Source organism: Micromonospora sp. NPDC049559, assembly GCF_040676675.1.
GTDB lineage: Bacteria > Actinomycetota > Actinomycetes > Mycobacteriales > Micromonosporaceae > JBFAPK01.
The window spans coordinates 199,193-224,708 of sequence record NZ_JBFAPK010000001.1 but is presented as its reverse complement, the minus strand read 5'-3'; the positions used below and the strand labels follow the sequence as shown (position 1 = coordinate 224,708).

The window sequence follows — 25,516 nt, the reverse complement described above, 5'->3', positions numbered from 1 at the left end:
CTCCACCCGGTTGGCCCCTACCAGTTCGACCCGGCGCTCACGGCGCCGGGCGCTTGGGCCAGGGCGGCCGGACCGGCTCGCCGCTGGACCGGTCGGCGACGATGACCCGGAGCCGGGCCAGCAGTTCGCTGCGGTTCGCGCAGTTGAGTCGCGACCGCATCCGCGCCACGTGGTGCTCGACCGTCTTCGCCGAGATGAAGAGCCGGTCGCCGATCTGCTTGTAGGTCAGGCCGGCGAGGACCAGCTCCGCCACCTCCTGCTCGCGCTCGCTGAGCCGGCTCTCGCTCGGCGCGGCGATCGCGTCGGCGACCTGCCCGGTACCGGTCTCGCCGGTCGGGGGAGCGCCCTTGTGCCCGGCCGGCCGCCCCTGGAGCACCCGGGCGCAGTCCAGCAGGGTGGTCATCGCCCGCCGGTCGGAGGTGCGGATGGCGGCCTGCCCGGCGAGGCGGGCACCGTCCCAGTAGAGGCCGGCGGCGTGCAGCCCGCGGGCCGCCGCCTCCACCCGTACCGGGTCGACGACGCCGCGCAGCACCTCCACCCAGCTCTCCGCGGCGGCGGCCACCACGGCGGCGTACCGGCTGTGCCCGGCCGCCGCGGTCAGGGCAGCCACGTGCTGGTCGGCGACGGTGGGCTCCTCGGCGAGGATCGCCGCGTGCAGCCCGCTCCAGTGCAGCGGGGTGGCCCAGAGCGCGGGCTGGCCCAGCCGGTCGAGCAGCAGCTGTGCCTCGCGCAGGTACGGGCCGAGCCGATTCAGGTCGCCGAGCCGGGCCGCGGCGATGGCGAACTCGCCGAGCGGCAGCAGCGTGAAGAGGTCGACCGGGTGGCGCACGATCGCTTCGAGGGCGTGCCCCCAGCCCCGTTGCAGGGCCGGCAGGTCGCTGTTGCGTCGGGCGATGCCCATCTCCAGCGCGGTGGCGAAGAGCAGGTCACGGGATTCGAGCGGGCGTGAGCCGGCGGTCGCCTTCGCCAGCGACTCGGCGGCGGCCCCGGTCCGGCCCCGGACCATGAGGATCCACGCCTGCAACAGCAGGTGCCGGCGGGACATCAGCGGCGCGCCCAGCCGGGCCGCGATGGCCCGTTCGAGCACCCGCTCGCCGATCTCCAACTCGCCGCAGTGCAGCGCGGTCAGCGCGGCGAGCGCGGCCGGGCTGTCCGGCAGCAGCACGGCCCGTCCCGCGGGCTCCAGCAGGGCGGAGGCCTGCACCAGCGCCGAGAGGGCCGCGGTCGGTACGCCGGTGAGGGTCTCGCGCACCCCGCGCGCCATCAGCAGGGCGGTGCTCGCGAGCATCGTGGGCGGGGCGCCGGCGCCCGGCCCGCCCCCGGCCGAACCGTCGGGCAGCTCCAGCGCGTCGGGCTGTCCCACGCCGATCGCCGCGATGACGGCGAACGCCAGCGAGGAGGCGGTGCCGGACCAGCGGTACAGCTCGGCGCTGCGGCCGAGGTGCCCCCGGTGCGCCAGCGCGGTCGCGGCCACCGTCGCGCCGTCGGCCCGGTCGGCCGGCGCGGGCGCGGCGACCAGCCGGTCGGCCAGCCGCAGGGCCGAGTCGAGGTCGCCGGCGAGCGCCGCGGCCAGCGCCTGGCGGGCGGCGGCGGGGCGGCCGGCGGCGGCCGAGGCGGCGAAGAGTTCGGCCGCCAGGGCCGGGTCGTCGGGGAGCGCCTCCTCGGCGGCCAGCTCGAACGTCTCGGCCGGCGCGCCGCCGGCGATGCCGGCCGCGAGCAGCGAGCGGACCAGCGGCAGTACCGGACCGCCGCGCTGGCGCTGGAGTTCGGCGACCCGCTGCCACACGCCGCTGCGCTGGGTCGCCGGGCTGAGCGCGGCCACGGCGCGGCGGGCGATCGGGGCGAGCCGGTCGTCCGGCCCGAGCAGCCCGGTCGCCTTGGCCGCGGAGAGGAGTTCGTCGACCGCCTCGGGGCTCTGCCCGAGCAGCGCGCCGAGCAGGTCGACCGGCAGCTCCACCCCGGTGGCGGCGGCCAGCAGCAGCCGCCGTACGTCCGGGTCGAGGTCCTCCAGGTCGCTGCCGAACTGGAGCACCACCGACTGGGGTACCTCCAGCGGCTGCCGTCCCGGCGCGCCGTTCGGGCCGGCGCGCAGCGCGCGGACCAGCCGGTCCACGTCGCGCGGTACGCCGTTGGTCTGCTGCTGGACGAACTCCGCCAGCCGGGCCGGGTCGCCGAGGTCGGTCACGCCGGCGAGGAGGGTGGCGGTCTGCTCCCGGGTGAACGGGCAGAGCAGCAGCGGCCGGCCGTCCCGTTTGAACAGTTCGGCCAGCTCCACCAGCCCGGCCGGGCGAGGCCAGGGACGGTACGCGACGAACAGCCGGCAGCGGCGCGTCTCGGCCAGCCGGCGCAGCTCCCGCAGGCGGGCGTCGTCGAGCAGGTGCGCGTCGTCGACCAGCAGTACCGCGTCCGGGTCGACCTCGTCCCCCGGCTCCGGCGAGCCCTCCAGCACGGTGGCGCCGGCGCGTCGGTAGACCCGGGCCAGCTCCTGGAGCAGCGCGCTCTTGCCGTGGCCGCCCGGAGCCTGGATGCCGACGCCGCGCGGGGCCAGCGGATCCGCGGCCACCGAGTCGAGCAGGGCCCGGGTCGGCTCGTCCAGAACCAGCGGGGTCTCGACGGCGGTTCGGAGCATCATCGGAGCCATCATCCGCGTCCGCGCCCCCGTCCGCGACCCGGGATCAATCGGTTGCCGGCGGGCAGTTCGAGCGGGCTCACCCGTACCGGGGGACGCGGTGGCGGCTCGCCTCGGCCGGTGCGGAGCTGGTCACCGGGGCGGTCCGACCGTACCGCCGGCTCGCGCCCGCCGGCGCCCAGCTCGGGGGTCTGGCCGGGGCGTCCGGGGCGGCCCGGCTCGGGGCGCCGGCGCGGCTGCGGCGGGGAGACGATCTGGCACGCCGCGAGCGCGGCCCCGGTGGCCGCGGTGGCCTGCGCGTCGGGCTGCACCTCGATCGGTACGGGGAACTGCGCGGCGAGCAGCTCGGTGACGAGCGGGATCCGGGCCGATCCGCCCGCGAGCAGCACGGCGTCCAGCTCGTTCGGGGCCAGCCCGGCGGAGCGGACGGTACGCGCCAGCAGGTCGACGGTCACCTGTACGGCTGGCCGGATCATGTCTTCGAACTCCACCCGGGTCACCGGAACCCGGGCGGGACCCCGGGGCAGCCGGACGACGATGTCCGTCTCGGTCATCATGGTCAGGTCCTGTTTGGCGCGGGCGCACTCGCGGGCCAGGCCGAGCAGCGCGAACGGGGCGGTCGGGTCGACCTTGCGGTCGAGCTCCCGGGCCAGCACGGTGCGGACGTGGTCGGCGAGCGCCTCGTCGAAGTCGACGCCGCCCGCGGGTTCGAGACCCTGCGGGAACCCGAACGGCTCGAAGCCGGCGTGCTGGGCCTGCCGGACCAGGGACGCCTCGAAGCTGTCGCCGCCGAGGGAGTAGACGGCCGCGGTGGCGCCGGTGAAGCCGCGCGCGGCGTGGCTCTCGGCGACCGTCACCGGTTCGGGTAGCAGCGTCACGTTGGTCAGGCCGATGTCCCAGAGCGCTTCGAGCAGCAGCTCCCGCCGGTACGGGCCCCAGCCGGCCGGGTGGCTCAGCACGATCGACTCGGGGTGCCCGCCCTCGCGGACCACCACCTGCTCGACGATCCACATGGCGAGCACCGCGGTGAGCGTCTGCGCGCTGCACGCCTCGCCGCCGACCATCAGGGGCACGTCGTCGCCGATGCGGCGCCAGAATCCCCGGGCGATCTGACCGCCGTCGGGGCCGCCGGAGTGCCGTTCGGGCTCACCGACGAGGAGCGAGCCGTTGGCCCCCAGGTGCAGCACGGACGGTACGGCGGCGGAGCGGGCATCGAGTTGGACGACCTCGGGCCTGGTCCAGGCGGTGCCCCGGAGCCGGGAGACAGCGGCGCTCGTGCTGGTGCCACCGATGTCGATCCCGAGGACGTACGGCATCCGATCCTTCCTTCACCGCGAGTTGGCCTGCCGGCGTCGGTTCCTGGAACCGCCGTCCCTCGAAACCGGGCGGGACCCACCCTCCCGGTGAGACCCGTGTGGGCTCCTCTGTTCGTACCAGAGATCCCTCCATCATCGGGACCCTAAATCTGGCGGATCGGTCCCCCTAAGCCCCTAACGTAAGCGCCCCCCGTGGCCCTAGTGCGGGCGGGTCAGATACGGGCCTTGTCCCCGATGACCGATACGACCCCCCACGACTAACTTCGTTCACGTCGCTGGAACGCACGACAGATCCAGATCGCCCACGGCCCCAGTAGTTCGAGGAGAACCGGCCCCATGATGGATGACTCGACCCTGACCGACACGACCGCGACCGCCGCGCCGGCTGCGGCTCCGGTTTCCGCGCCGGTTTCGGCCCCGATCGACTCGACCCAGACCCTGCACGACTTCGTGCTGAACCTGCTGACGAACCCCGACGCCAAGTCGGCCTTCGACCTCGACCCCGAGGGCTGCCTGAAGGCCGCCGGCCTCAGCGACATCACGGCGACGGACGTGCAGGACGTGGTCCCGCTGGTGGTCGACTACGTGCCGGTGCAGGGCATCACCTCGATCGTCCCGGTCGGTGACGACCTCGGCGTCGACGGCATCCTCGCGGACCCGACCGACGTCATCGGCCAGCTGCAGAGCGTCGCCTCGGGCATCACGGTCAGCACCCAGTCCGGGACCGTGGACGTCAACGCCGCGACCCTGGCCGCCGTCACGGTCGACCCGGCCGGCCTCGGCGTGGCCGCCTCGGTGCTGCCGGGCATCGGCCTCGGCATCAGCACCGCGGGCGTGAGCACCGACCTCTCGGGCGTGCACGACGTGGCGAACACCCTCGACTCCGACGTGGTGGGCAACGTGGGCGGCATCGCCGACCCGGCCCTGGGCGACGTGAGCGGCGTGGTCGGCACCGCCGACAGCCTGGTCGCCGGCACCACCACCGACGGTCTGCTCGGCACCGTCGACACGACCGTCAACACCCTCTCGGGCACGCTGGGCCACGCGACCGGCCTGGTCGACGGCCTGGGCGTCACCGACACGCTGGGCGTCACCGACACCGTCGGTAGCGTCACCGGCATCCTGGACGGCTCGTCGCCGTCGGTGCACCTGCCGCAGCTCGGTGCGGTCGACGGTGTCACCGGCGGGACGGACGGAGTACTGCACAGCGTCACCGGCACCGTCGGCGGTGTGACCGGTGGCGCGCTCGGCGGTGTGACCGGCAGCGACATCGGGGTCCACGGCGAGGCTCACGCCTCGACGGACGGTGGGCTGCTCGGAATCACGGACGGCCTGCTCTAAGCGCCGTACCGCCAGTAACACGGAGGCCGGATCGTCCCACGCGATCCGGCCTCCGTGCCATTTTTGATCTAGGTTGCACTTGATAATTGCGGCGTAATCAGCACACTTGGTGCGGTGATAGCGCCGATCTGGTTGGACGTGCTCGACGAGCTCACCCGGGTGTGCGCGGCGCACGGCAGAGGCGACCTTCTCCAGTCGCTGCGGCAGAAACGTGCCCAGTTGCTGGATCCCCGACTGCACGTGCTGGTCATCGGCGAGCCCAAGCAGGGCAAGAGCCAGCTCATCAACGCCCTGATAAACGCGCCGGTCTGCCCGGTCGGCGACGGGCGTACCACGGTGGTGCCGACCATCATCCACCACGCGGAGGCTCCGTCGGCCGCCCTCGTGCACACCCCACCCCCCACCGCCGGCCGACCCGCCGGGCCGGTGGCCGTACCGGTCGACCGGACACCCGTACCGATCTCCGAGGTGGCCGCCGGAATCAGCGGCAAGACCGGGCGCCGCTCCGGCGGCGGCCCGCTGCACATGGAGATCGGGCTGCCGCGCGGGCTGCTCGGCGCGGGCATGGTGCTGATCGACACCCCCGGCACCGACGAGGTCGAGGCGCTCAGCTCGGTACACCCCGCCGTCTCGGTGAACCGGGCCGACACCGTGCTGATGGTCTCGGACGCGACCCGGGAACTCTCCGTGGCGGAGCTGAACATCCTGCTGCACGTGGTGCAGTCGAACCCGAACGTCATCGTCGTACAGACCAAGACGGACCTCGCCCCGAACTGGCGCGCGGTCGCCGACCGCAACCGGCAGCAGTTGGCCGGCGCCGGCATCCCGGCGGCGCTGATCCCCGTCTCGTCGACCCTGCGGCTGCGCGCCGCCGGCGGGGACGACAAGGCGCTCAACACCGAGTCGGGCTTCCCGGAGCTGATCGCCCGGCTGCGGCGGGACCTGGGCGGCAAGGCCGAGACCCTGGCCCGGACCAGCGTGACCGTGACCGCCCGTACCGTCATCGAACAGCTGGCCGCGCCGCTGCGGGCCGAACTCTCCACTCAGGAGGAACAGGACCAGTCCGGGCCGATCTCGAAGCTGCACGCCGCCCAGCGCGAGGTGGACGAGCTGCGCCGCTGCAACACGCGCTGGCAGAACACGCTCAACGACGAGATGGCGGACCTGCTCTCCGACATCGAGTACGACCTGCGGGACCGGACCCGGAAGATCCTGCGCCAGGTCGACGAGACCTTCGACACGGCCGACCCGCTGGTCGGCTGGGACGAGTTCGAGGAGTGGCTCGCGAACAACCTCACCGAGGCGGCGGAGGCGAACCACGAGTGGCTGGCCCAGCGGTGCGACTGGACCGCCCGGCGGGTGGCCGCCAACTTCGCCCGGTACGGCTACGACGTGCTGCCCGAGTGGTCCGTCACGGTTCCCGACGACCTCGGCGACCGGCTGCCGTCGCTGGAGCTGCCCTACATCGACAAGTTCACGGTCACCCAGAAGCTGGTCAGCGGCATGCGCGGCTCGTACGGTGGTCTGCTGATGTTCGGCCTCGTGAGCACGCTGGCGAGCATGCCGATGATCAACCCGGTCTCGATCGGCGCGGGTGCGCTCTTCGGCGCCAAGACGGTGCGTGACGAGAGCAAACAGATGCTGCGGCGCCGCCAGGCGGCCGTGAAGAGCGCGGTGCAGCGGCACATCGACGACTTCTTCATCCGGATGAGCAAGGACTGCCGGGACACCGCCCGGCAGGTGCAGCGCATGCTGCGGGACCACTTCACCGTGCTGACCGAGGAGTTGCAGGAGGCGATCGTGCAGTCGTTCCGCAACGCCAAGCAGGAGGCGGACGCCGACGCCGCCGTACGCGAGCAGCGGCAGCGCGAGATCCAGCTGAAGATGAAGCGACTGGCCACGCTGTACGAACAGGCGCAGCAACTGGTCTCGGTACGCGCCGGAACCACCACCCCGGCGCGGCTGGAGCCCGGCGTATGACGTTGGGCCTGCGGCTCGACGAGGCCGTATGGGGACTGTTGCACGAGACGCTGGAGCTGTACCGGGACAACCGGCGGGCCACCGGCCACCTGCGGCACCACCTGGGCCGCCTGGAGGCGCCGCTGCGGATAGCGGTGGCCGGGCCGTGGCAGTCGGGCAAGTCGACCGTGCTCAACGCGATCATGGGCGAGGAGGTCGCCCCGGTCGAGGTGGAGGACGGCAGCCAGGTCTTCACCTGGTTCGAGGACGGGCCCGAGCCGCGGGCCACCGCGTACTCCTCGGTGAGCCCGCCGCAGGAGCTGACCGTCACCAAGTCGGTGACCGGCATGCGGGTCGACCTGGTGGGTTGGCGCTCGGGCGAGGTCAACGACATCGTCGTGCAGTGGCCGACCCGGGCGCTGCGGCAGGCCACGCTCATCGACACCCCCGCGCTGGTCGCCGACGCGGGCGGCCGGTCGCCGGTGATGGCGCGCGTGCTGGAGGACGCGGACGCGGTGCTCTACCTGACCCGCGACGGACGCGGCAGCGACCTGCGGTTCCTGGAGTCCGTCCGGGACAGCGCGGTCGGCCGGGCCGCGCCGGTCAACGTGGTCATGGTGCTGTCGCGGGCCGACGAGATCGGCGGCGGCCGCATCGACGCGCTGCTGACCGCCCGGCAACTGGCCCGGCGGCACCGCCGCGACCCCCGGGTGGACGCGCTCTGCGTCAACGTCGTCGCCGTCGGCGGCCTCGTCGCCCTGGGCGGCCGGCTGCTGAGCGAGTCCGAGTACGCCGCGCTGGCCGCGCTCGCCGCCGTACCGCGACCGGAGCTGGAGGTCTTCCTGCTCTCGGCGGACCGCTTCCGCGCCGGCGAGCTGCCCGTACGGATCGACGGCGAGACCCGTGGCGCGCTGCTGGACCGGCTCGGCCTCTTCGGGGTACGCCTGGCGACCACCCTGGTCCGCACCGGCTGCGACAGCCGGGCCAAGCTCTCGGCCGAGCTGATGCGGCGCAGCGGCCTGACCGAGCTGCGCGAAGCCATCGCCCGCAGCTTCCTCGACCGACGCGAGGTGCTCAAAGCCCGCTCGGTGCTGGCCGGGATCGAGTCGCTGCTGCGTACCGAGCGCCGCCCCGGCAGCGCCGAGCTGCTCGCCCGGGTCGAGCAGATCCTGGTCGGGGCGCACGACTTCCGGGAACTGCGGCTGCTGCCCACGCTGGCCGACGGGCAGCTCGGCTTCGACGCGGACGTGGCGGCGGAGGCGCACCGGCTGATCGGCGGCAACGGCATCGGGCTGGCGGCCCGGCTGGGCGTCGAGCACGAGGCGACGGCGGCCCGGCTGTGGGAGGTCGCCGGCGACGCGCTCTGGCGTTGGCAGGAGCGCGCCGAGGACCCGTTGCTGCGGCTGGACCAGCGGCGTGCGGCGCGGGTGGTGGTGCGCAGCTGCGAGGGCGTGCTCGCCGAGATCGCCGAGGGCGGGCGCTGACGGGGGTTCGGGTTCGCGGGGGCCTAGGTTCGTGCGGGCGCCGGGTTCGCGCGGGGTTCGGGCTTCGCGCGGGGGGTCCGAGGTTCGCGGGGGCCTAGGTTCGTGCGGGCGGCGGGTTCGCGCGGGGGTCCGAGGTGCGCGGGGTGCCGGGTTCGCGCGGGGCTGCCGGGTGGGGGTGGGGGCCCACCATGCCCGGCTCAGCCCGTCAGGCTTGATGTCTTCGCCGGGCACGGTGGGCCCCCACCGCGTCGTACTCGTCCGGGCGAGTTTGGAGCCACCCGGAACCGGTCCGGGACGGGCCTCGGTGTCGCCGTGGCGCGGATCAGCGGGACTGGAGGGCGTCCAGGCCGACGGCCATCGCGATGACCAGCCGACGGTCGAGCTGCGGCTGGTGGACCTCGACAACGTACTTGTCGCGCAGGCCCCACTTCTTGACCACCGAGAAGGCCGGCTGGCCGTCGATGACGAAGTCGAAGTGGTACGGCAGCCAGGAGAGCGAGTCGACGAAGCGGCGCAGCAGCGCGACGGTGAAGTTGCGCTCCTGACCGGTGGCGATCCCGACCCCCGGCTGCTCCACGTGCCAGGTCGAGCGGAGCAGCGAGGCCTTGAAGTCCTTGCGGAACAGGCCGATCGGGGTGCCGGTGGCGTCGGTGACGTCGTACGTGGCGCCGAGGTCGATCACCTGGCGGGCCTTGAAGCCGAGTACGGGAACCTGCTTGGTGTCGTCCGTGTATAGGGTCACCTGCTCCTTGAAGGCGAGCCGCTTCTGCTGGGCGAAGGCGAGCAGTTCGCCCTCGGAGCCGTCCGGCGCGACCGCGCGGACCTCGTACTGGTTCACCATCAGGCGGATCCGCTGCCGGACATAGAACTGGCGCTGGGCCTGGAGCACATCAAGCTGCATCTTGTGGGGGTTCCTTCGTCGAATGGATCGCCCGTCACCCATGTCGGGCGGGCGCAACGCCGGAGTCTTGCACAGCGGTACGACCTCGGGCCGTCCCCTGGCCGGCCAGAGCCGCCGGTACCCACGGCCGGATCAGGCCGGCCGGCGATCGCCGTTCGGTAGGACCTGTGGTTGTTCGGGCAGAGGGCCCTCTTTGGGGGTTCGCGTCCGCTTCTCCGGCCGTGGTGTTCGGGGTGTTGTCGCGGGGGCGGGTCGGCGCTATGGTCCTGGACATGTCTGGACAGGTCATCCGGCTGAAGCACCAGCGGATCGCGGACGAGCTGGCCCGGGAGATCCGGGGCGGGGCGCTGGCCAACGGCGACCAGCTGCCCGGCGAGCACGCGCTCGCGGCGCGGTTCGAGGTGAGCCGGAACACGGTACGGCAGGCGCTGACCGAGCTGGGCCGGCGTGGGCTGATCGCCACCCACTCGGGCAAGGGCTCCTTCGTCACTTTCGACGGCCGGCCGCTCGACGACCGGCTCGGTTGGGCGCGCGCCCTGGCCGAACAGGGCGTACCGACGACCGTACGGGTGCTCCGGCTCGAACTGGTACGCGAACCGGAGCTGGCGGAGCGCTTCGCGCTGCCGTCGCCCGAGTTCGTCGCGGTCGACCGGCTGCGGTCGCTGGCGGACGGCGGTGCGATCTCGATCGAGCGGAGCCGCCTCCCGGTCGTCGGCGCGCTGCGGCAGCTGCCCGAGCGGGGCCTGGTCGGTTCCCTCTACGCCGAGCTGCGCCAGGCCGGTCTGGTGCCGACGCAGGGCGAGGAGTGGGTCGAGGTGGCCGGGGTGACCGGGGCCGACGCCGAACTGCTCGGCTGCGCGGAGGGCAAGCTCTACCTGCACACCCGGCGGCTGAGTCGGGACGCCCGGGGCGAGTTCGTCGAGTACGTCGAGAGCCGGCTGGACCCCGAGCGGTTCCGGCTGCACCTGCGCTTCGGCGGGGGTGCGGCATGACCGCCCCGGAACCGACGGGCGCGGTGACCGGCAGCGCGGCCGAGCGGGAGCGGGCGGTCGCCGCGCTGACCGGCCTCGCCGTCGGCGACGCCCTCGGCATGCCGACCCAGTCGCTGCCGCGCGAGCAGATCATCGCCCGGTACGGCCGGCTGACCCGCTTCGAGCCGGGCCCGCCGGACCAGCCGATCGCGCCGGGAATGCCGGCCGGCTCGGTCACCGACGACACCGAGCAGGCCGTGCTCCTGGGCCGGCTGCTGCTGGCCGGCGGCGGCCGGATCGACGGGCACCGCCTGGCCCGGGAGCTGCTTGCCTGGGAGGACGAGATGCGCCGGCGCGGGTCGCTGGACCTGCTCGGCCCGTCGACCCGGGCCGCCGTCGCCGCCGTCGCGGCGGGGCGCCCGATCGAGGAGGCCGGCCGGTACGGGACCACCAACGGCGCCGCCATGCGGATCACGCCGGTCGGCATCGCCGTACCCCCGGACGACCTGGACCGGCTCGTGGAGCGGGTGGTCGAGGCGAGCTGGGTGACCCACAACACCGGGGTCGCGCTCGCCGGTGCCGCGGCGGTCGCCGCCGCGGTCAGCGCCGCGGTGGCCGGCGCGGACGTGGCCGACGCCACGGCGCTGGCGGTACGGGCCGCCCGGCTCGCCGGCGTACGCGGGCACTGGGTCGCCGCGGCCGACATCGCCGACCGGATCGCCTGGGCCACCGGGCTGGTGGCCGGTCGGTCGCCGGAGGCGGCCGCCGACCTCATCTACCGCCTCGTCGGGACGAGCGTGGCGACCCAGGAGTCGGTCCCGGCCGCCTTCGCCGTGCTCGCCGTCTATCCGGACGATCCGTGGCAGGCGTGCCTCTTCGCCGCCTCCCTGGGCGGCGACTGCGACACGATCGCCGCGATGGTCGGGGCGATCGCCGGCGCCGCCCACGGTGCCGGCGCCTTCCCGACGGCCGCGCTGGGAACAATCCGCGCGGTGAATCACCTTCCATTGCCAGAAATGGCGACAAACCTGCTCGCCCTCCGTCAGCGCGGCTGACGCCGGAACCCGCAGGGGAAAGGCAAGGACAAGGATGTCCGCGACCGAACTGGCCGGAACCGCTCCGGCCGACACCAACCGGATCGGTGCCATCGAGACCAGGGGCATCGAGCCGGTACCACCCGCCGAGCGCACCGGCGGACCGGGCCAGCTCTTCTGGGTGTGGTTCGCCGCCAACATCTCGATCCTGGGGCTGCCCCTGGGCGCCACCCTGGTCGCGCTGCGCGGCATGAACATCTGGCAGGCGCTGCTGGTCGCCGCGATCGGCTCCTTCGGCTCGTTCGCCCTGGTCGGGCTGATCAGCGTCGCCGGCAAGTGGGGCGGCGCGCCGAGCATGACCCTGTCCCGGGCGGTCTTCGGGCCGCGCGGCAACCACGGCCCGACCGTGGTCTCCTGGCTCTCCCGCGTCGGTTGGGAGACGGTCAACACCACCACGGCCGCGTACGCCTTCCTGGCCCTGCTGAACATCATCTTCGGGATCAGGCAGAACCCCGTCCTGACGGTGATCTCGCTGCTGATCTTCGTGGCGCTGACCCTGGTCGTCTCCGGCCTCGGCCACGCCACGCTGGTCTGGATCCAGCAGTGGGCCACGTATGTCTTCGGCGCGCTGAACGTCCTGGTCGCCGCGTTCCTGATCGCCAAGGTCGACTGGGACGCCGTGCTGCACGCCCCGGCGGCGCCGCTCAGCGTCGTCATCGCCGGCATCGGCGTGATCGCCGCCGGTACCGGTATCGGCTGGGCGAACGCGGGCGCCGACATGGCCCGCTACCAGCACCGGCACGTACCGGGCGGGCGCATCGTCGCGGCGGCCTCGGCCGGCGCCGGCATCCCGCTCTTCCTGCTGATCGGGCTCGGCGGCCTGCTCTCGGCCGGCGACGACTCGCTCGCCTCGGCCAGCGACCCGGTATCGGCGATCCAGGTGATGCTCCCGTCGTGGATGGCGGTGCCGTACCTGCTCGCCGCCTTCGGCGGGCTGCTGCTCTCCAACAACCTCTCGGTCTACTCGGCCGGGCTGACCATGATCACCCTTGGCGTGCGGGCCCGCCGGGTCGTGGCCGTGGGGCTGGACATCGTGCTCACCCTCGCCGGCGGCATCTACTTCATGCTGATCGCCGACGACTTCTACGGGCCGTTCATCACGTTCATCTCGCTGCTCGCCGTACCGATCACCGCCTGGGTCGCGGTCTTCCTGGCCGACCTGCTCTTCCGCCGGGAGTACGACCCGCGCGGCCTGATGGAGACCGGCGCGGGCGGCCGGTACTGGTACCGGGGCGGATTCCGGTGGAGCGCGGTCCTGCCGTGGCTGGCCGGCGTCGTCGTCGGTCTGCTCTTCACCACCGCCTCCACCTCGGCCGACGACGTCTGGTTCAAGGGCCCGTTCGCGGACTCCTGGCTCGGCGTCAACGGGCTCGGCTGGATCGCCGCCTTCGTGGTCGCCGGCGGGCTCTACCTGCTGACGCTCGCCGCGCCCGCCCGCCGGGCCGCGGTGCGGCAGCCGGTCGACGCCGACCGGGAGCCGCGCGACGCCGGTCGGCCGGTCGCCGACGGCCAGACCGTACCGGTGCGGCCGTGACCGGCCGCCCCGTGGCCGGCTCTTCGTCGGCGCCCGCCGCCCGGCTCGTGCACACCGGGAACGTCGTCGTCGACCTGGTGATGTACCTGCCGCGGCTGCCCGAGAGCGGCGGCGACGTGCTCGCCTCCGGCAGCCGGATCACCGCCGGGGGCGGGCTGAACGTGATGGTCGCCGCCGCGCGCCAGGGGCTGCCGGTCGCGTACGCCGGGCAGCACGGCACCGGCCCCTTCGGCGAGCTGGCCCGTACCCAGCTCGCCGAGGCGGGCGTCACGGTGCTGCAACCGCCCTACCCCGACGCCGACACCGGGGTGAGCGTGGCGATGGTCGAGCCGAGCGGGGAACGTACCTTCGCCACCAGCACCGGGGCCGAGGCCCGGCTCACCGCCGCCGACCTGGCCCGGGTCGAATCGGCCCCCGGCGACTTCGTCTACGTCTCCGGCTACAGCCTCGCGTACGCCCAGAACGGGCCGGCGCTGGCGGGCTGGCTGCCCACGCTCGACCCGGGGGTCACGGTCGTGGTCGATCCCGGGCCGCTGGCCGGCGAGATCCCGCCGCCGGTGCTCGCCGCCGCGCTCGCCCGGGCCGACTGGTGGAGTTGCAACGAGCGGGAGGCCGGGATCCTCACCGGCCTCGCCGACCCGGTGGCCGCCGGCACGGCGCTGGCGGAGCGGACCGGCCGGGCGGGGGTGCTGGTCCGCACCGGCCCGGGCGGGGCGGTGCTGGTCGAGGCGGGCGCGCCGCCGGTCGTCGTGCCGGCGTTCCCGGTGACCGTGGTGGACACCAACGGGGCCGGGGACGCGCACGTCGGGGCCTTCGTCGCCGCCCTGGCGCGCGGCCTCGAACCGGTGGCCGCGGTACGCCGCGCGAACGCCGCCGCGGCGCTCGCCGTCACCCGGCGCGGACCGGCCACCGCCCCCACGGCCGCCGAGGTCGACGCCCTGCTGCGGTAGGCCCGGCCGGCGAAACCGGTTGTCCGGGCCGGCGGTGCCGGATAGCTTCCCCAGTCATGTCGCGGTTGCCGGAGCTCTACGTCGCGGTCGACGTGGAGGCGGACGGGCCGATCCCGGGCCCGTACAGCATGATCTCGCTGGGCATGGCCGTGGTCGGCCGCCCCGACCTGACCTTCTACACCGAACTCAAGCCGATCTCCGACGAGTACGTCCCGAAGGCGCTGGCCGTCTCCGGCCTCGACCGGGACCGGCTGCTGCGGGAAGCGCCGCACCCCGCGGCGGCGATGGGCGCCGCGGCGCGCTGGGTCAACGGGCTGCGCCGGATCGGCCGGCCGGTCTTCCTGGCCGGACCCGCCGTCTGGGACGGGATGTTCGTGCACTGGTACTTCGTCCGGTTCCACGGCAACAGCCCGTTCGGTACCACCGGCTCCGGGATCGACCTGCGCAGCTACTGGATGGGGCTGACCGGCCGCGAGTGGGCCAGCACCGGCAAGGGCGGCATCAAGCACGAGCTCGGCCTCACCGGCCTGCCGCACACGCACCACGCGGGCGAGGACGCGGCCGAGCTGGCCAAGGTCTTCGAGGCGGTGCTGCGCAGCCGGCCGGCCGACCCGGGAGAGGACGCCTAGCCGTCCCCGGCGATCAAGCCGACCGCGTAGGCGCCCACGTCGAGCGCGGCTTGGTCGCCGGTACGCCGGAAGACGTCCACGGCCGCGTCCGCGAACTTGATCCCGTGCGCGTCGCGGTCGTGCGCCGCCCGGGCGAGCAGGTCGGCGGCGTCGCCGACGGTACGCGGGGGCATCGGCCGCGCCTGCGCCGGCGAGTAGGCGCTGGTCACGGCGGCCGTGGCGGCCCAGGCCGCGGCGAGGCTCGGCTGCCGCAGACCGGCCGGCAGAACGTCGAGGGTACGCAGGATCGCGGTCGGCGCCGTGGCCGCGTGCACCAGCATCACGGGGTTGCCGTGCCCGTGCGTACCGAAGCGCAGCACCGCCGCCGACACGATCTCCTCGATCCGCGCCCGGACGTCCGTCCCCCGGGCGCCGGGGATCGCGCCGGCCGCGCGGGGCCAGTCGGGCAGCTCGGCGAGCTGCGCCAACCGGGTACGGATGCCGAAGCGCTGGTCCGGCACCCGCGGTACGGCGTCCAGCGCCGACCGGGCGTCGCCGGCCGGGTACGGGCCCCGCCCGGCGGGGGCCAGCGGCTGCCACCGGGCGGCCCAGTAGCCGAGCCCGGCGCCGAGTTCCCGCACCCGGGGCCCGGTCTCCTCGGCGAGCAACGCCCGCACCGCGTGACCGACCCGGATGACGCCGTGCGTCGCGCCGGCCGCGACCCCGGGCAGCAGGCGCGGCCACCACCGGGCGAGCACCTCCCGCCAGGGCCGCTCGGCCAGCTCCCGCTCGAAGAAGTCCAGCCAGTCCCCGGTCCGTACCGGGTCGCCGAGCGGCTCGCGCCAGTCCTCGGGCGAGATCGGCGAGATGCCGCGCGGGCGCTCCTCCAGCCGGTCCCGGTAGTCGTCGATCCACCGGTGCACCCGGTCCGCGTGTCCACCGCGGACCAGTGCCTCGGCCGCCATCGGCGCGTGGTTGGAGAGCCAGCCGTTCCGCTCCGGCCCGGTTCCGTCCAGTCGCTCGTACGCCTCGTCCAGTACACCGTCGCTCATGCCGGCCAGCGTGCAAGTTGAAGGCGACTTCAAGTCAACGGGTACGCGCCGGACGCGGTTCTTCGCTTCCGCTCCACATCGTCAGCCGCGTCTCCACAACACCCACGTTGTGGGGCGAGAAGAGCGAACACGCCCGGGGCGGGCTCGCGCCGGGGAGCCGCTGCGCCGGCGGGCCAGCTCCAGCGTCAGGCCGGTGAGCACGGCGGCGGCCGCGGCCGATCCCACCGTCACCGCCGGGTGCCGGCGCGCCCCGGCCGATACCGACCGCAATCCGGTCCCGGCGGACCGCGCCCCCGCGCGGGCGGCCTCGCCGGTACGCCGGACCGTCGCCCGCCCGCGCGTCCCGAGCCGGGCCACCCGGGCCCGGCAGTCCGCCCGGAGTCGGGCCACCCGCGCGCGGGCGCGCGCCTTGAGGTCGAACCGGGCCGCCAGGACCCGTACGGTATCGCCGAGCTCGGCGCGGGTCCGCTCGATCTCCTGGCGCTTGCCCGCCATCTGGCTGCTGACGCTGCGCCTGGTCATGCCCGTCCCCGATCTCCGGCCGCGCCCGGACGCCGCGCGCCGGCCCCCGACGCGCCCGGCGCCGACCGCCGCGGCCCGCTCGGCGTACCGCCTATTCTCCGGCGATCCGGTCGGCGGCGGGTCGACTCGACCGGGGATCAGCCGTCCGGCTGACGCGCCCGATGGTGCCCGGCGTCAGGCGGGGGCGGTCCGGGGCCGCGCGAGGCGGTGGGTCAGGGCGGTGTGCCGCCGGCCCGTGCCGGCCGTGCGTACCGCGATCGCGATCGCCTTGCGCGAGCCGGCGAGGACGACGAGCTTCTTCGCCCGGGTGACGGCGGTGTAGAGCAGGTTGCGTTGCAGCAGCGTGTACGAACTCATGGTCACCGGGATGACAACGGCCGGGTACTCGCTGCCCTGCGACCGGTGCACCGTGATCGCGTACGCGTGTTGCAGCTCGTCGAGCTCGTCGAAGTCGTACGTGATGTCCTCGTCCTCGTCGGTGCGGACGGTGAGCTGCCGGTCCTCGGCCGACAGGGCGGTGACGACGCCGACGGTGCCGTTGAAGACCCCGGCCACGCCCTTGTCGTAGTTGTTGCGGATCTGGATGACCTTGTCGCCGATCCGGAAGACCCGGGCGCCGTGCCGCCGTTCCGGCTGGCCCTCGCGGGCCGGGGCGAGCGCCTGCTGGAGGCTGACGTTGAGGTTGCCGGCGCCGGCCGGTCCGCGGTGCATCGGCGTGAGCACCTGGATGTCCCGGGGGCGCAGCCCGAACTTGCGCGGCACCCGGCGGGCGACGATGTCCACCACCAGTTCGGCGGTCGCCTCCGGCTCGTCCACCGGGAAGAGGAAGAAGTCGGGGAACTGGCCGAGCACCGGGGCCTGGCCGGCGTTGATGCGGTGGGCGTTGACCACCACGCCCGACTCCTGGGCCTGCCGGAAGATCTTGGTCAGCCGTACCCGGGGGATCGACTCGGCGGCGAGCACGTCGCGCAGCACCTCGCCGGCGCCGACCGACGGAAGCTGGTCGACGTCGCCGACCAGGAGCAGGTGCGCGCCGGGCGCGACCGCCTTGACGAGCTTGTTCGCGAGGATCAGGTCGAGCATCGACGCCTCGTCCACCACCACCAGGTCGGCGTCGATCGGGTTGTCCCGGTCGTGGGTGGGCTCGCCGCCGGGCCGCAGTTGCAGCAGCCGGTGCACGGTCGCGGCCGGGTGCCCGGTCAGCTCGGTCATCCGCTTGGCGGCCCGGCCGGTCGGCGCGGCCAGGGTGATCTTCGCCTTCTTCGCCGCCGCGAGCGTGATGATCGACTTGACGGTGAAGGACTTCCCGCAGCCCGGCCCGCCGGTCAGCACCGCCACCTTCGAGGTCAGCGCGAGGCGTACCGCCTGCTCCTGCTCCTCGGCCAGGTCCGCGCCGGTACGGCCGCGCAGCCAGGCCAGCGCCTTCGTCCAGTCCACGTCCGCGAAGGCCGGCATCCGGTCGCCGCGACTCTCCAGCAGCCGCAGCAGGCTGCCGGCGAGCGCCGACTCGGCCCGGTGGAACGGTACGAGGTAGACCGCCGGGATGGTGCCGCCCTCGTGGCGCGGGTTGGGGACCTCCTCCCGGACCACCCCCTCGTCGGCGACCAGCCCGGTCAGGCACTCGCGGACCAGCTCCGCCGGCACCTGGAGGATCTCGGCGGCGTCGGCGACGAGGTTCGGCTCGGGCAGGTAGCAGTGCCCGTTGTCGGCGGCCTCGGAGAGGGTGTACTGCAGGCCGGCCCGGACCCGCTGCGGGCTGTCGTGCGGGATGCCGACCGCCTGGGCGATGGTGTCGGCGGTACGGAACCCGATGCCCCAGACGTCCGCCGCCAGCCGGTACGGCTCGTTGCGGACCACCGAGATCGAGCCGTCCCCGTACTTCTTGTAGATCCGTACCGCCAGCGAGGTGGAGACCCCGACGCCCTGGAGGAAGACCATCACCTCCTTGATCGCCTTCTGCTCCTCCCAGGCGGTACCGATCATCTTGGTCCGCTTGGGCCCCAGGCCCGGCACCTCGACCAGCCGGCCCGGCTCCCGCTCGATCACGGTCAGCGTGTCGGCGCCGAAGTGCCCGACGATCCGGGCCGCCATCTTCGGGCCGATGCCCTTGATCAGCCCGGATCCGAGGTAGCGCTCGATCCCCTGGATCGTGGCCGGCAGCACGGTGGTGTACGAGTGCACCTCGAACTGCCGCCCGTACTTCGGATGCGAACCCCAGCGCCCGACCAGCCGTACGCTCTCGCCGGGCTGCACCCCGAGCAGCGAGCCGACCACCGTGAGCAGGTCGCTTCCGCTCCGCTCGGTCGCCACCCGGGCGATCGTGTAGCCGGTCTCCTCGTTGGCGTACGTGATCCGCTCCAGCACCGCCTCCAGCACGGCCCCCGGTGGCCGGCCGGTCGCGGTCGGGCCGCCGTCGCGCAGCGGGGCGGGGGTGGGCCCGGGTGCCCGGTCGGCCCCGGTCGCTGGAGATCCGGTACGGCTCACCCGAGCATCATGGCGCAGCCCGCCAGAGCCGGTACGCCGCCGCCCCGACCGGTACGCTGGCGAGCCGCCCGGCGGGCCGACGGCGGGCGGACGGGCGGCGGACGGACGGCGGACGGACGGCGGACGGACGGCGGACGGGCCGGCCGGATACCCCAGGGGGGTTAGCTATGATTGCCGCATGACGCCGCCGACCGACCCGCCGACCCGCGGATACACCGCGACCAAGGACCAGTTGCTGGCCCGGCTGCGCCGGGTCGAGGGCCAGGTACGCGGCATCGAGCGGATGGTCGAGGACGACCGTTACTGCATCGACGTGCTCACCCAGATCTCGGCGATCCAGGCCGCCCTGGACAAGGTCGCCCTCGGGTTGCTGGACGGGCACGCCCGGCACTGCATGCACGAGGGCGCCGCCGAGGGGCGGGCCGACGAGATGGCCACCGAGATGATGGCCGCCATCGGCCGCCTGATGAAGCGCGGCTGACGGCGGCCCCTCGTCGGCCGGCTCAGCCGTCGGCGCGGCGGATCATGTTCATCACGGTCTCCAACTGCGGGCCGCCCTTGATCGGGTAGCTGGTGGCGCCCAGGTAGCCCCACCAGTCCCAGCAGCCGTTCGGGTTGGTGGCCGAGGCGGTGGCCTGCGGGTAGAGCACCACGATGTTGTTGGTGTCCGCGTACTGGTTGAGGTTGGCCCGGTCGACGAAGGCGGTGCCGACGGCCGAGTAGCCCTGCTGGCAGCCGTGCAGGGCGACCAGCAGGCGGCACGACTGGCCGGCCGCGCAGGCCGACGGTACGTAGGCGAAGCCCGTCCCGCCCATGCTCACGGTGGCGGCGTTGCCGGTGGTGGCGAAGGTGCTCTGGCCGAAGCTGACCAGGGTGCCGCCGAGCGGGCCGGTGTTGGCCGGGTTGACCGAGCCGAGGAGCTTGCGCAGGAAGGCGTTCTGCGGATCGGTCCCGCAGTTGTTGAGGTACGGCGAGGCGGTGACCGAGCAGCCGCCGGTGCCGTACGGGGTGACCCAGGCGTGCCCGGCCGAGGAGCCGCTGTCGTACTGCACGCTGGCGCCGAAGTCCTGGAAGTAGCGGACCAGGTCGTCGTTGACCGACCTCTTGATCGTGGTGTCGCTGTTGCCGTGGAAGACGTAGACCGGCCGGCCGCTCAGGTTGCGTACCGGGTCGACCCAGCCGTACCCGGCCCAGGTCCGGGTGTACGCCTCAAGGTTCGCCAGGTACGTCGGCCAGGCGTTGTCCATGCAGCCGTAGAGCGACTGGGCCACGTTGTTCTGGGCGCAGTAGTACGGCCCGGCCGAGAAGAGCGCGGCGCCCCGGATCTGCCCGGAGTACGCCACCTGCAACTGGGTGGCCAGGTACGCCCCGGCCGAGACGCCGGCCACGTAGACGCCGGAGATGTTGTAGCTGCCCAGCGACCCGGCGACCGGGGCCTTCGTGTACGGGTTGGTGGCCAGGACGCCGGCGTCGGTGCCCGTGCCGCCCACGGCGCCGGCGGTCGACGGGGTGCCGGCGGTCGACGGGGCGCCGGGGGACGACGGGGCGGCGCCGGCGGGGGCGGCGGTGGCCGGCGCGGCGATCAGCAGCGCCGCCGCCAGGGCGGTGGCGGTACGGGTCGGGAACCTCATCACGGAACTCCTTCACGCCGGCCGGGCTGGGGGTGGTGGCGCGGCGCGCGCCGGCGGGGGATACGCGGCGGCGCGGGTCGGGGGTGGTGGCGCGGCGTGGGTCGACGCTAGCGGCGGGGCCGAGCGACGGGTATCCATGCGCGGACCATGTGTCGGCCCGCTCCGGTGTCGGCCGTCACCAGCGCCGTAGCCCGCCGCCACCCCGCCGCCGATCCGCGCCGATCTGTCGGCCGTCACCAGCGCCGTAGCCCGCCGCCACCCCGCCGCCGATCCGCGCCGATCTGTCGGTCGACACCAGCGCCGTAGCCCGCTGGTGATCATCTCGTCAACATCATCTAGCCGACGGTATTGCTGTACGCCGGAACATCGGTGCGGTGAAATAGGGCGATCGGCCGCCGCACGTACGCCGGGGCCGCCGGACGCGCGAGGCGTTGCCGGCCGGTCCGATCCGAAAGTCCCCGCCGGACGGGTGGCGGTCCCGCCGCAGGGACGAGGAGGACTGTCCATGAAGCTCGTGCCATCGTCCAGATCGAAACGGGTCGGCGCGGCCGGCGCCGCGATGGTCGCCGCCGCGGCGCTCGTCGCCGGCGTCGCCGCGCCCGCACCCGCCGCCGCGCACGGTAAGCGCCCGCCGCACGTCGTCGGCGACGAGACCGTTCCGGTCTACTCGTACGAGCAGGCGATCCGGGAGAGCGTCTGGGTCGAGGCGCCGATGGACTCCGACGGTGACGGGGTCCGCGACCGGATCGCCGTGGACCTGGTGCGGCCCCGCGAGGCCGCCGCGGCCGGGGTGAAGGTGCCGGTCGTCATGGACGCCTCGCCGTACTACCAGTGCTGCGGTAGGGGCAACGAGAGCGAGCTGAAGCAGTACGACGCCGACGGGCTGATCACCAAGTTCCCGCTCTTCTACGACAACTACTTCGTACCGCGTGGCTACGCCTTCGCCGCCGTCGACCTCAGCGGCACCAGCCGCTCCACCGGCTGCGAGGACGTGGGCGGCCGGGCCGAGGTGACCGGCGCCAAGGCGGTCATCGACTGGCTGAACGGCCGGGCCAAGGGCTTCACCGCCGACGGCCGCCCGGTCAGCGCGAGCGCTTGGACGACGGGCAAGGTCGGGATGATCGGCAAGTCCTGGGACGGCTCGATCGCCAACGGCGTCGCCGCCACGGGCGTACCGGGGCTGGCCACCATCGTCCCGATCTCGGCGATCTCCAGCTGGTACGGCTACCAGCGCTTCAACGGCGTGCTCCGGGCCAGCGACTACCCCGCCTACCTGCACTCGTACGTCAACGGGCGCCCGGACGAGGCGTGCGCGGCGACCCTGGCCCGGCTGCGCGCCGACAGCGGCGAGTCCACCGGGGACTACAACGCCTACTGGGCCGAGCGGGACTACCGCAAGGACGCCGGCAAGGTGCGGGCGAGCGTCTTCGTGGTGCACGGTATCAACGACCTGAACGTGCCGACCTCGCAGTTCGCCCCCTGGTGGGACGCGCTCGCCGAGCGGGGCGTACCGCGCAAGATTTGGATCCACCAGACCGGGCACGAGGACCCCTTCGACGTACGGCGCGCCGAGTGGGTGCGGACCCTGCACCGCTGGTTCGACTACTGGTTGCAGGGCCTGCGCAACGGCGTGGACCGGGAGCCGAAGGCCAGCATCGAGACCAGCCCCGGCGTCTGGACCGACGAGGCCGACTGGCCGGCGAAGGGCGCCCGGCCGGTGCAGGTGGCGCTCGGTGGCGGCGACGGCACCACCGGCACGCTCGGCGGACGGGGCGCCAGCCCCGGCACCGTACGCGCCTACACCGACGAGTCGCTGAGCGAGGACGAGCAGGTCACCGACCCGAACACCGCCCGCGCCGGGCGACTCGCCTTCCTCTCCGGGCCGCTGACCGCCCCGCTGCGGATCTCCGGCAGCCCGTCGGTGCGGCTGCGGATCCGGGTCGACCGGCCGACCACCGAGCTGACCGCCCGCCTGGTCGACTACGGTACGGCCACCCGGATCAACTACTTCGCCTCCGAGGGCGTACGGACGCTGACCACCGAGTCGTGCTGGGGGCAGTCGAGCGCCACCGACGACGGCTGCTACCGGGACACCGCGGAGAACACGGTCACCGCCGACCACGCCGTACTGACCCGGGGCTGGCTGGACGCCGCGCACCACACCTCGCTGCGCTTCACCACCCCGCTGCGGCCGGACCGGTGGTACACGGTCGACGTCCCGCTCGACGCGTACGAGGCGGTCGTGCCGGCCGGGCACACGCTCGGGCTGGTGCTCAGCCAGAGCGACCCGGAGTACACCAACGTCGACGACCAGGACGCCACGGTCCAGGTCGACCTCGGGCGTAGCCGGCTGACCCTGCCGGTCGCCGGGCCGGTCGGGCTGCCCGCCCCGACGGTGGCGCCGCACGTCACGACCGCGCCGAGCGAGCGGGCCGAGGCCCGTACCGCCCCGCGCGACCCGCGCCAGGTGCCGGACCTGCGCTAGCCGCCAAGACCCGTCGATCTAGGGCAAATCTCCGTGAGTTGATCTCTAATCACGAGGATTTGCCCTAGATCGCGGGGGCGGGTCCGGATCTTGAGGTGGTCTGGATCACAGGGCGGAACACCGGGCACCGGTACGGACTTGAGTCGTACAGGCTCAACCTCAATCCGATAGCAGGTGTTCGATGGCAACTCTTCCGGTTCTTCCGCTTACCGACGCCGTCCTGCTGCCGGGCATGGTCATTCCGGTGACCCTGGACCCGACGACCCAGGCGGCCGTCGACGCCGCCCGCGCGAGCGGCGACAAGAAGCTCCTCGCCGTGCCCCGCGTAGACGGGGAGTACGGCTCCGTGGGCACCATCGCCACGATCGAGAAGGTCGGCCGGCTGCCCGACGGGGAACCCGCCGCCGTGGTGCGTGGCCTCGCCCGCGCCCGGATCGGCTCGGGCGTACCCGGCCCCGGCGCCGCCCTCTGGGTCGAGGCCAACGAGATCACCGAGCCGGCGCCCGCCGGCAAGGCCAAGGAACTGGCCCGCGAGTACCGGGCCCTGGTCACCTCCCTGCTCCAGCAGCGCGGCGCCTGGCAGGTCATCGACGCCGTCGAGCGGATGACCGACCTCTCCGAGCTGGCCGACTCGGCCGGCTACGCGCCCTGGCTCACCCTGGAACAGAAGATCGAACTGCTCGCCGCGCCGGACGTGACCGCCCGGCTCGAACTGCTGGTCGGCTGGGTCAAGGACTACCTGGCCGAGCAGGAGGTCACCGAGCGGATCAACACCGACGTACGCGAGGGGCTGGAGAAGTCCCAGCGCGAGTTCCTGCTCCGCCAGCAGCTCGCCGCGATCCGCAAGGAGCTGGGCGAGGACGAGCCCGACGGCTCGGCCGACTACCGTTCCCGGGTCGAGGCCGCCGACCTTCCCGAGAAGGTCCGCGAGGCGGCCATGCGCGAGGTGGGCCGGCTCGAACGGGCCAGCGACGCCTCCCCGGAGGCGGGCTGGATCCGTACCTGGCTGGACACGGTGCTGGAGATGCCGTGGACCACGCGTACCGAGGACAACACCGACCTGGCCGCGGCGCGTGCGGTGCTCGACGCCGACCACGCCGGCCTGGACGACGTGAAGGAGCGCATCCTGGAGTACCTCGCCGTGCGCAACCGGCGCGCGGCGCGCAACCTCCAGGTCGTGGGCGGTCGCGGCTCCGGTGCCGTACTGGCGCTGGCCGGCCCGCCCGGAGTCGGCAAGACCAGCCTCGGCGAGTCCGTGGCGCGGGCGCTCGGCCGCAAGTTCGTCCGGGTCTCGCTCGGCGGCGTACGCGACGAGGCCGAGATCCGCGGCCACCGGCGTACCTACGTCGGCGCGCTGCCCGGCCGGATCGTGCGCGCCCTGCGCGAGGCCGGCTCGATGAACCCCGTGGTGCTCCTCGACGAGGTCGACAAGATCTCGGCGGGCTACGCCGGTGACCCGGCCGCCGCCCTGCTGGAGGTCCTCGACCCGGCGCAGAACCACACGTTCCGGGACCACTACCTGGAGGTCGACCTGGACCTCTCCGACGTGCTCTTCCTCGCCACCGCCAACGTGGTCGACACCATCCCCGGGCCGCTGCTGGACCGGATGGAGCTGGTCACGCTCGACGGCTACACCGAGGAGGAGAAGGTCGCCATCGCCCGCGACCACCTGCTGCCCCGGCAGCTGGAGCGGGCCGGCCTGACCGCCGAGGAGGTCTCGATCGCCGACGAGGCGCTGGCCAAGATCGCCGCCGAGCACACCCGCGAGGCGGGGGTACGCCAGCTGGAGCGCGCCCTGGCGCGGATCCTGCGCAAGGTCGCGGTCGCGCTCGCCACCAGCGAGGGACCGGTACGCGTCGACGCCGAGAACCTGAAGACGTACCTGGGTCGGCCCCGGTTCACGCCCGAGTCGGCGGAGCGTACCGCCGTACCGGGGGTGGCGACCGGACTGGCCGTCACGGGTGCCGGCGGTGACGTGCTCTTCATCGAGGCGACGAGCATGGAGGGTGAGCCCGGCCTGACGCTCACCGGACAGCTCGGCGACGTGATGAAGGAGTCCGCGCAGATCGCGCTCTCGTACCTGCGCTCGCACGGCCGGGCCCTCGGTCTGGACCCGAACGCCCTCGCCGGGCGCCGGATCCACCTGCACGTGCCGGCCGGGGCGGTGCCGAAGGACGGCCCCAGCGCGGGCATCACGATGGTCACCGCGCTGGCGTCGCTCGCCTCCGGCCGACCGGTACGCCCCGAGTTCGGCATGACCGGCGAGGTGACCCTCTCCGGTCGGGTCCTGCCGATCGGCGGGGTGAAGCAGAAGCTGCTCGCCGCGCACCGGGCCGGCCTCACCGAGGTCATCATCCCGGCGCGCAACGAGCCGGACCTGGACGACCTGCCGGCCGAGGTACGCGAGGAGCTGACCGTACACACGCTCGCCGACGTGGCGGACGTGCTGGCGCTGGCGCTGCGCCCCGCCGACGACCTCGGCGGGCTGGGCGCGGAGCACGGCACCACGCTCGCGGCGGCCTGATCGCGGCGGCCCGATCGCGGCACCGACGGCG

General features: G+C 73.8%; 18 protein-coding genes. 11 read left to right on the top strand and 7 right to left on the bottom strand.

The window, feature by feature from the left end; genetic code table 11:
- Nucleotides 1-37 precede the first annotated feature (37 nt).
- Nucleotides 38-2,632, bottom strand: a complete 2,595-nt coding sequence (locus AB0J86_RS00975) for a LuxR C-terminal-related transcriptional regulator (RefSeq protein ID WP_363850475.1) — start codon at nt 2,630-2,632, stop codon at nt 38-40.
- Between the two features lie 8 nt (nt 2,633-2,640).
- Nucleotides 2,641-3,945, bottom strand: coding sequence for an Hsp70 family protein (locus AB0J86_RS00970; protein WP_363850472.1), 1,305 nt, complete (start codon nt 3,943-3,945; stop codon nt 2,641-2,643).
- A gap of 336 nt (nt 3,946-4,281) precedes the next feature.
- On the opposite strand from AB0J86_RS00970, the gene AB0J86_RS00965 reads away from it, so the two are divergent.
- The 3 genes from AB0J86_RS00965 (at nt 4,282) to AB0J86_RS00955 (ending at nt 8,729) form a co-directional block, all read left to right on the top strand.
- Nucleotides 4,282-5,286 (top strand): IniB N-terminal domain-containing protein, encoded by a 1,005-nt coding sequence (locus AB0J86_RS00965; RefSeq protein ID WP_363850469.1) that lies wholly within the window; start codon nt 4,282-4,284, stop codon nt 5,284-5,286.
- A 114-nt stretch (nt 5,287-5,400) separates the two neighbouring features.
- Nucleotides 5,401-7,266 carry a dynamin family protein gene (locus AB0J86_RS00960; RefSeq protein ID WP_363850466.1) on the top strand — a complete coding sequence of 622 codons (1,866 nt, stop codon included), beginning with the start codon at nt 5,401-5,403 and terminating at the stop codon, nt 7,264-7,266.
- Complete coding sequence (locus AB0J86_RS00955) at nt 7,263-8,729, top strand: dynamin family protein (protein ID WP_363850464.1); 1,467 nt, start codon at nt 7,263-7,265, stop codon at nt 8,727-8,729. Before AB0J86_RS00960 ends, AB0J86_RS00955 begins: the two co-directional genes overlap by 4 nt.
- Before the next feature lie 322 nt (nt 8,730-9,051).
- Here AB0J86_RS00955 and AB0J86_RS00950 read toward each other — a convergent pair whose 3' ends face one another.
- Nucleotides 9,052-9,630 carry a hypothetical protein gene (locus tag AB0J86_RS00950; RefSeq protein ID WP_363850461.1) on the bottom strand — a complete coding sequence of 193 codons (579 nt, stop codon included), beginning with the start codon at nt 9,628-9,630 and terminating at the stop codon, nt 9,052-9,054.
- 272 nt (nt 9,631-9,902) lie between these two features.
- On the opposite strand from AB0J86_RS00950, the gene AB0J86_RS00945 reads away from it, so the two are divergent.
- From AB0J86_RS00945 to AB0J86_RS00925, 5 genes are read left to right on the top strand one after another with little or no spacing between them, the layout of a single operon-like run.
- Nucleotides 9,903-10,622: a GntR family transcriptional regulator gene (locus AB0J86_RS00945; RefSeq protein ID WP_363850458.1), complete on the top strand. Its 720-nt coding sequence runs from the start codon at nt 9,903-9,905 to the stop codon at nt 10,620-10,622.
- Nucleotides 10,619-11,656, top strand: a complete 1,038-nt coding sequence (locus AB0J86_RS00940) for an ADP-ribosylglycohydrolase family protein (protein WP_363850455.1) — start codon at nt 10,619-10,621, stop codon at nt 11,654-11,656. The genes AB0J86_RS00945 and AB0J86_RS00940 overlap by 4 nt, the downstream gene beginning before the upstream one ends.
- 34 nt (nt 11,657-11,690) lie before the next feature.
- Nucleotides 11,691-13,229 carry a cytosine permease gene (locus AB0J86_RS00935; protein ID WP_363850452.1) on the top strand — a complete coding sequence of 513 codons (1,539 nt, stop codon included), beginning with the start codon at nt 11,691-11,693 and terminating at the stop codon, nt 13,227-13,229.
- Nucleotides 13,226-14,179, top strand: a complete 954-nt coding sequence (locus tag AB0J86_RS00930) for a PfkB family carbohydrate kinase (protein WP_363850449.1) — start codon at nt 13,226-13,228, stop codon at nt 14,177-14,179. Before AB0J86_RS00935 ends, AB0J86_RS00930 begins: the two co-directional genes overlap by 4 nt.
- Nucleotides 14,180-14,235: 56 nt before the next feature.
- The gene (locus AB0J86_RS00925) at nt 14,236-14,808 is read left to right on the top strand and encodes an exonuclease (RefSeq protein WP_363850447.1); all 573 of its coding nucleotides are present in this window, start codon (nt 14,236-14,238) and stop codon (nt 14,806-14,808) included.
- On the opposite strand, the gene AB0J86_RS00920 is transcribed toward AB0J86_RS00925, so the two are convergent.
- The 3 genes from AB0J86_RS00920 to AB0J86_RS00910 all read right to left on the bottom strand — a co-directional run bounded on the left by AB0J86_RS00920 (nt 14,805) and on the right by AB0J86_RS00910 (nt 18,782).
- A complete protein-coding gene (locus AB0J86_RS00920; protein WP_363850444.1) occupies nt 14,805-15,839 on the bottom strand; it encodes a questin oxidase family protein in 1,035 nt (344 codons plus the stop codon). The genes AB0J86_RS00925 and AB0J86_RS00920 overlap by 4 nt on opposite strands.
- 81 nt (nt 15,840-15,920) lie before the next feature.
- Entirely contained in the window at nt 15,921-16,361 is a 441-nt protein-coding gene (locus tag AB0J86_RS00915; protein WP_363850441.1) for a DUF3618 domain-containing protein, read from the bottom strand.
- Nucleotides 16,362-16,535: 174 nt separating this feature from the next.
- The gene (locus AB0J86_RS00910) at nt 16,536-18,782 is read right to left on the bottom strand and encodes an ATP-dependent RecD-like DNA helicase (RefSeq protein ID WP_363851570.1); all 2,247 of its coding nucleotides are present in this window, start codon (nt 18,780-18,782) and stop codon (nt 16,536-16,538) included.
- Nucleotides 18,783-19,023: 241 nt separating this feature from the next.
- Here AB0J86_RS00910 and AB0J86_RS00905 point away from each other — a divergent pair, with 241 nt between their 5' ends.
- Nucleotides 19,024-19,326 carry a metal-sensitive transcriptional regulator gene (locus AB0J86_RS00905; RefSeq protein ID WP_363850438.1) on the top strand — a complete coding sequence of 101 codons (303 nt, stop codon included), beginning with the start codon at nt 19,024-19,026 and terminating at the stop codon, nt 19,324-19,326.
- A 22-nt stretch (nt 19,327-19,348) separates the two neighbouring features.
- Here the strand turns inward: AB0J86_RS00905 and AB0J86_RS00900 are convergent, their stop codons facing one another.
- Nucleotides 19,349-20,476 (bottom strand): PHB depolymerase family esterase, encoded by a 1,128-nt coding sequence (locus AB0J86_RS00900; protein ID WP_363850436.1) that lies wholly within the window; start codon nt 20,474-20,476, stop codon nt 19,349-19,351.
- Nucleotides 20,477-20,981: 505 nt separating this feature from the next.
- Here AB0J86_RS00900 and AB0J86_RS00895 point away from each other — a divergent pair.
- Together AB0J86_RS00895 and lon are read left to right on the top strand one after the other, a co-directional pair.
- On the top strand, nt 20,982-22,961 hold the full coding sequence (locus tag AB0J86_RS00895) for a Xaa-Pro dipeptidyl-peptidase (protein WP_363850433.1): 1,980 nt from the start codon (nt 20,982-20,984) through the stop codon (nt 22,959-22,961).
- A gap of 181 nt (nt 22,962-23,142) precedes the next feature.
- A complete protein-coding gene (gene lon / locus AB0J86_RS00890) occupies nt 23,143-25,485 on the top strand; it encodes an endopeptidase La (protein WP_363850430.1) in 2,343 nt (780 codons plus the stop codon).
- The last annotated feature ends 31 nt before the right edge of the window (nt 25,486-25,516 follow it).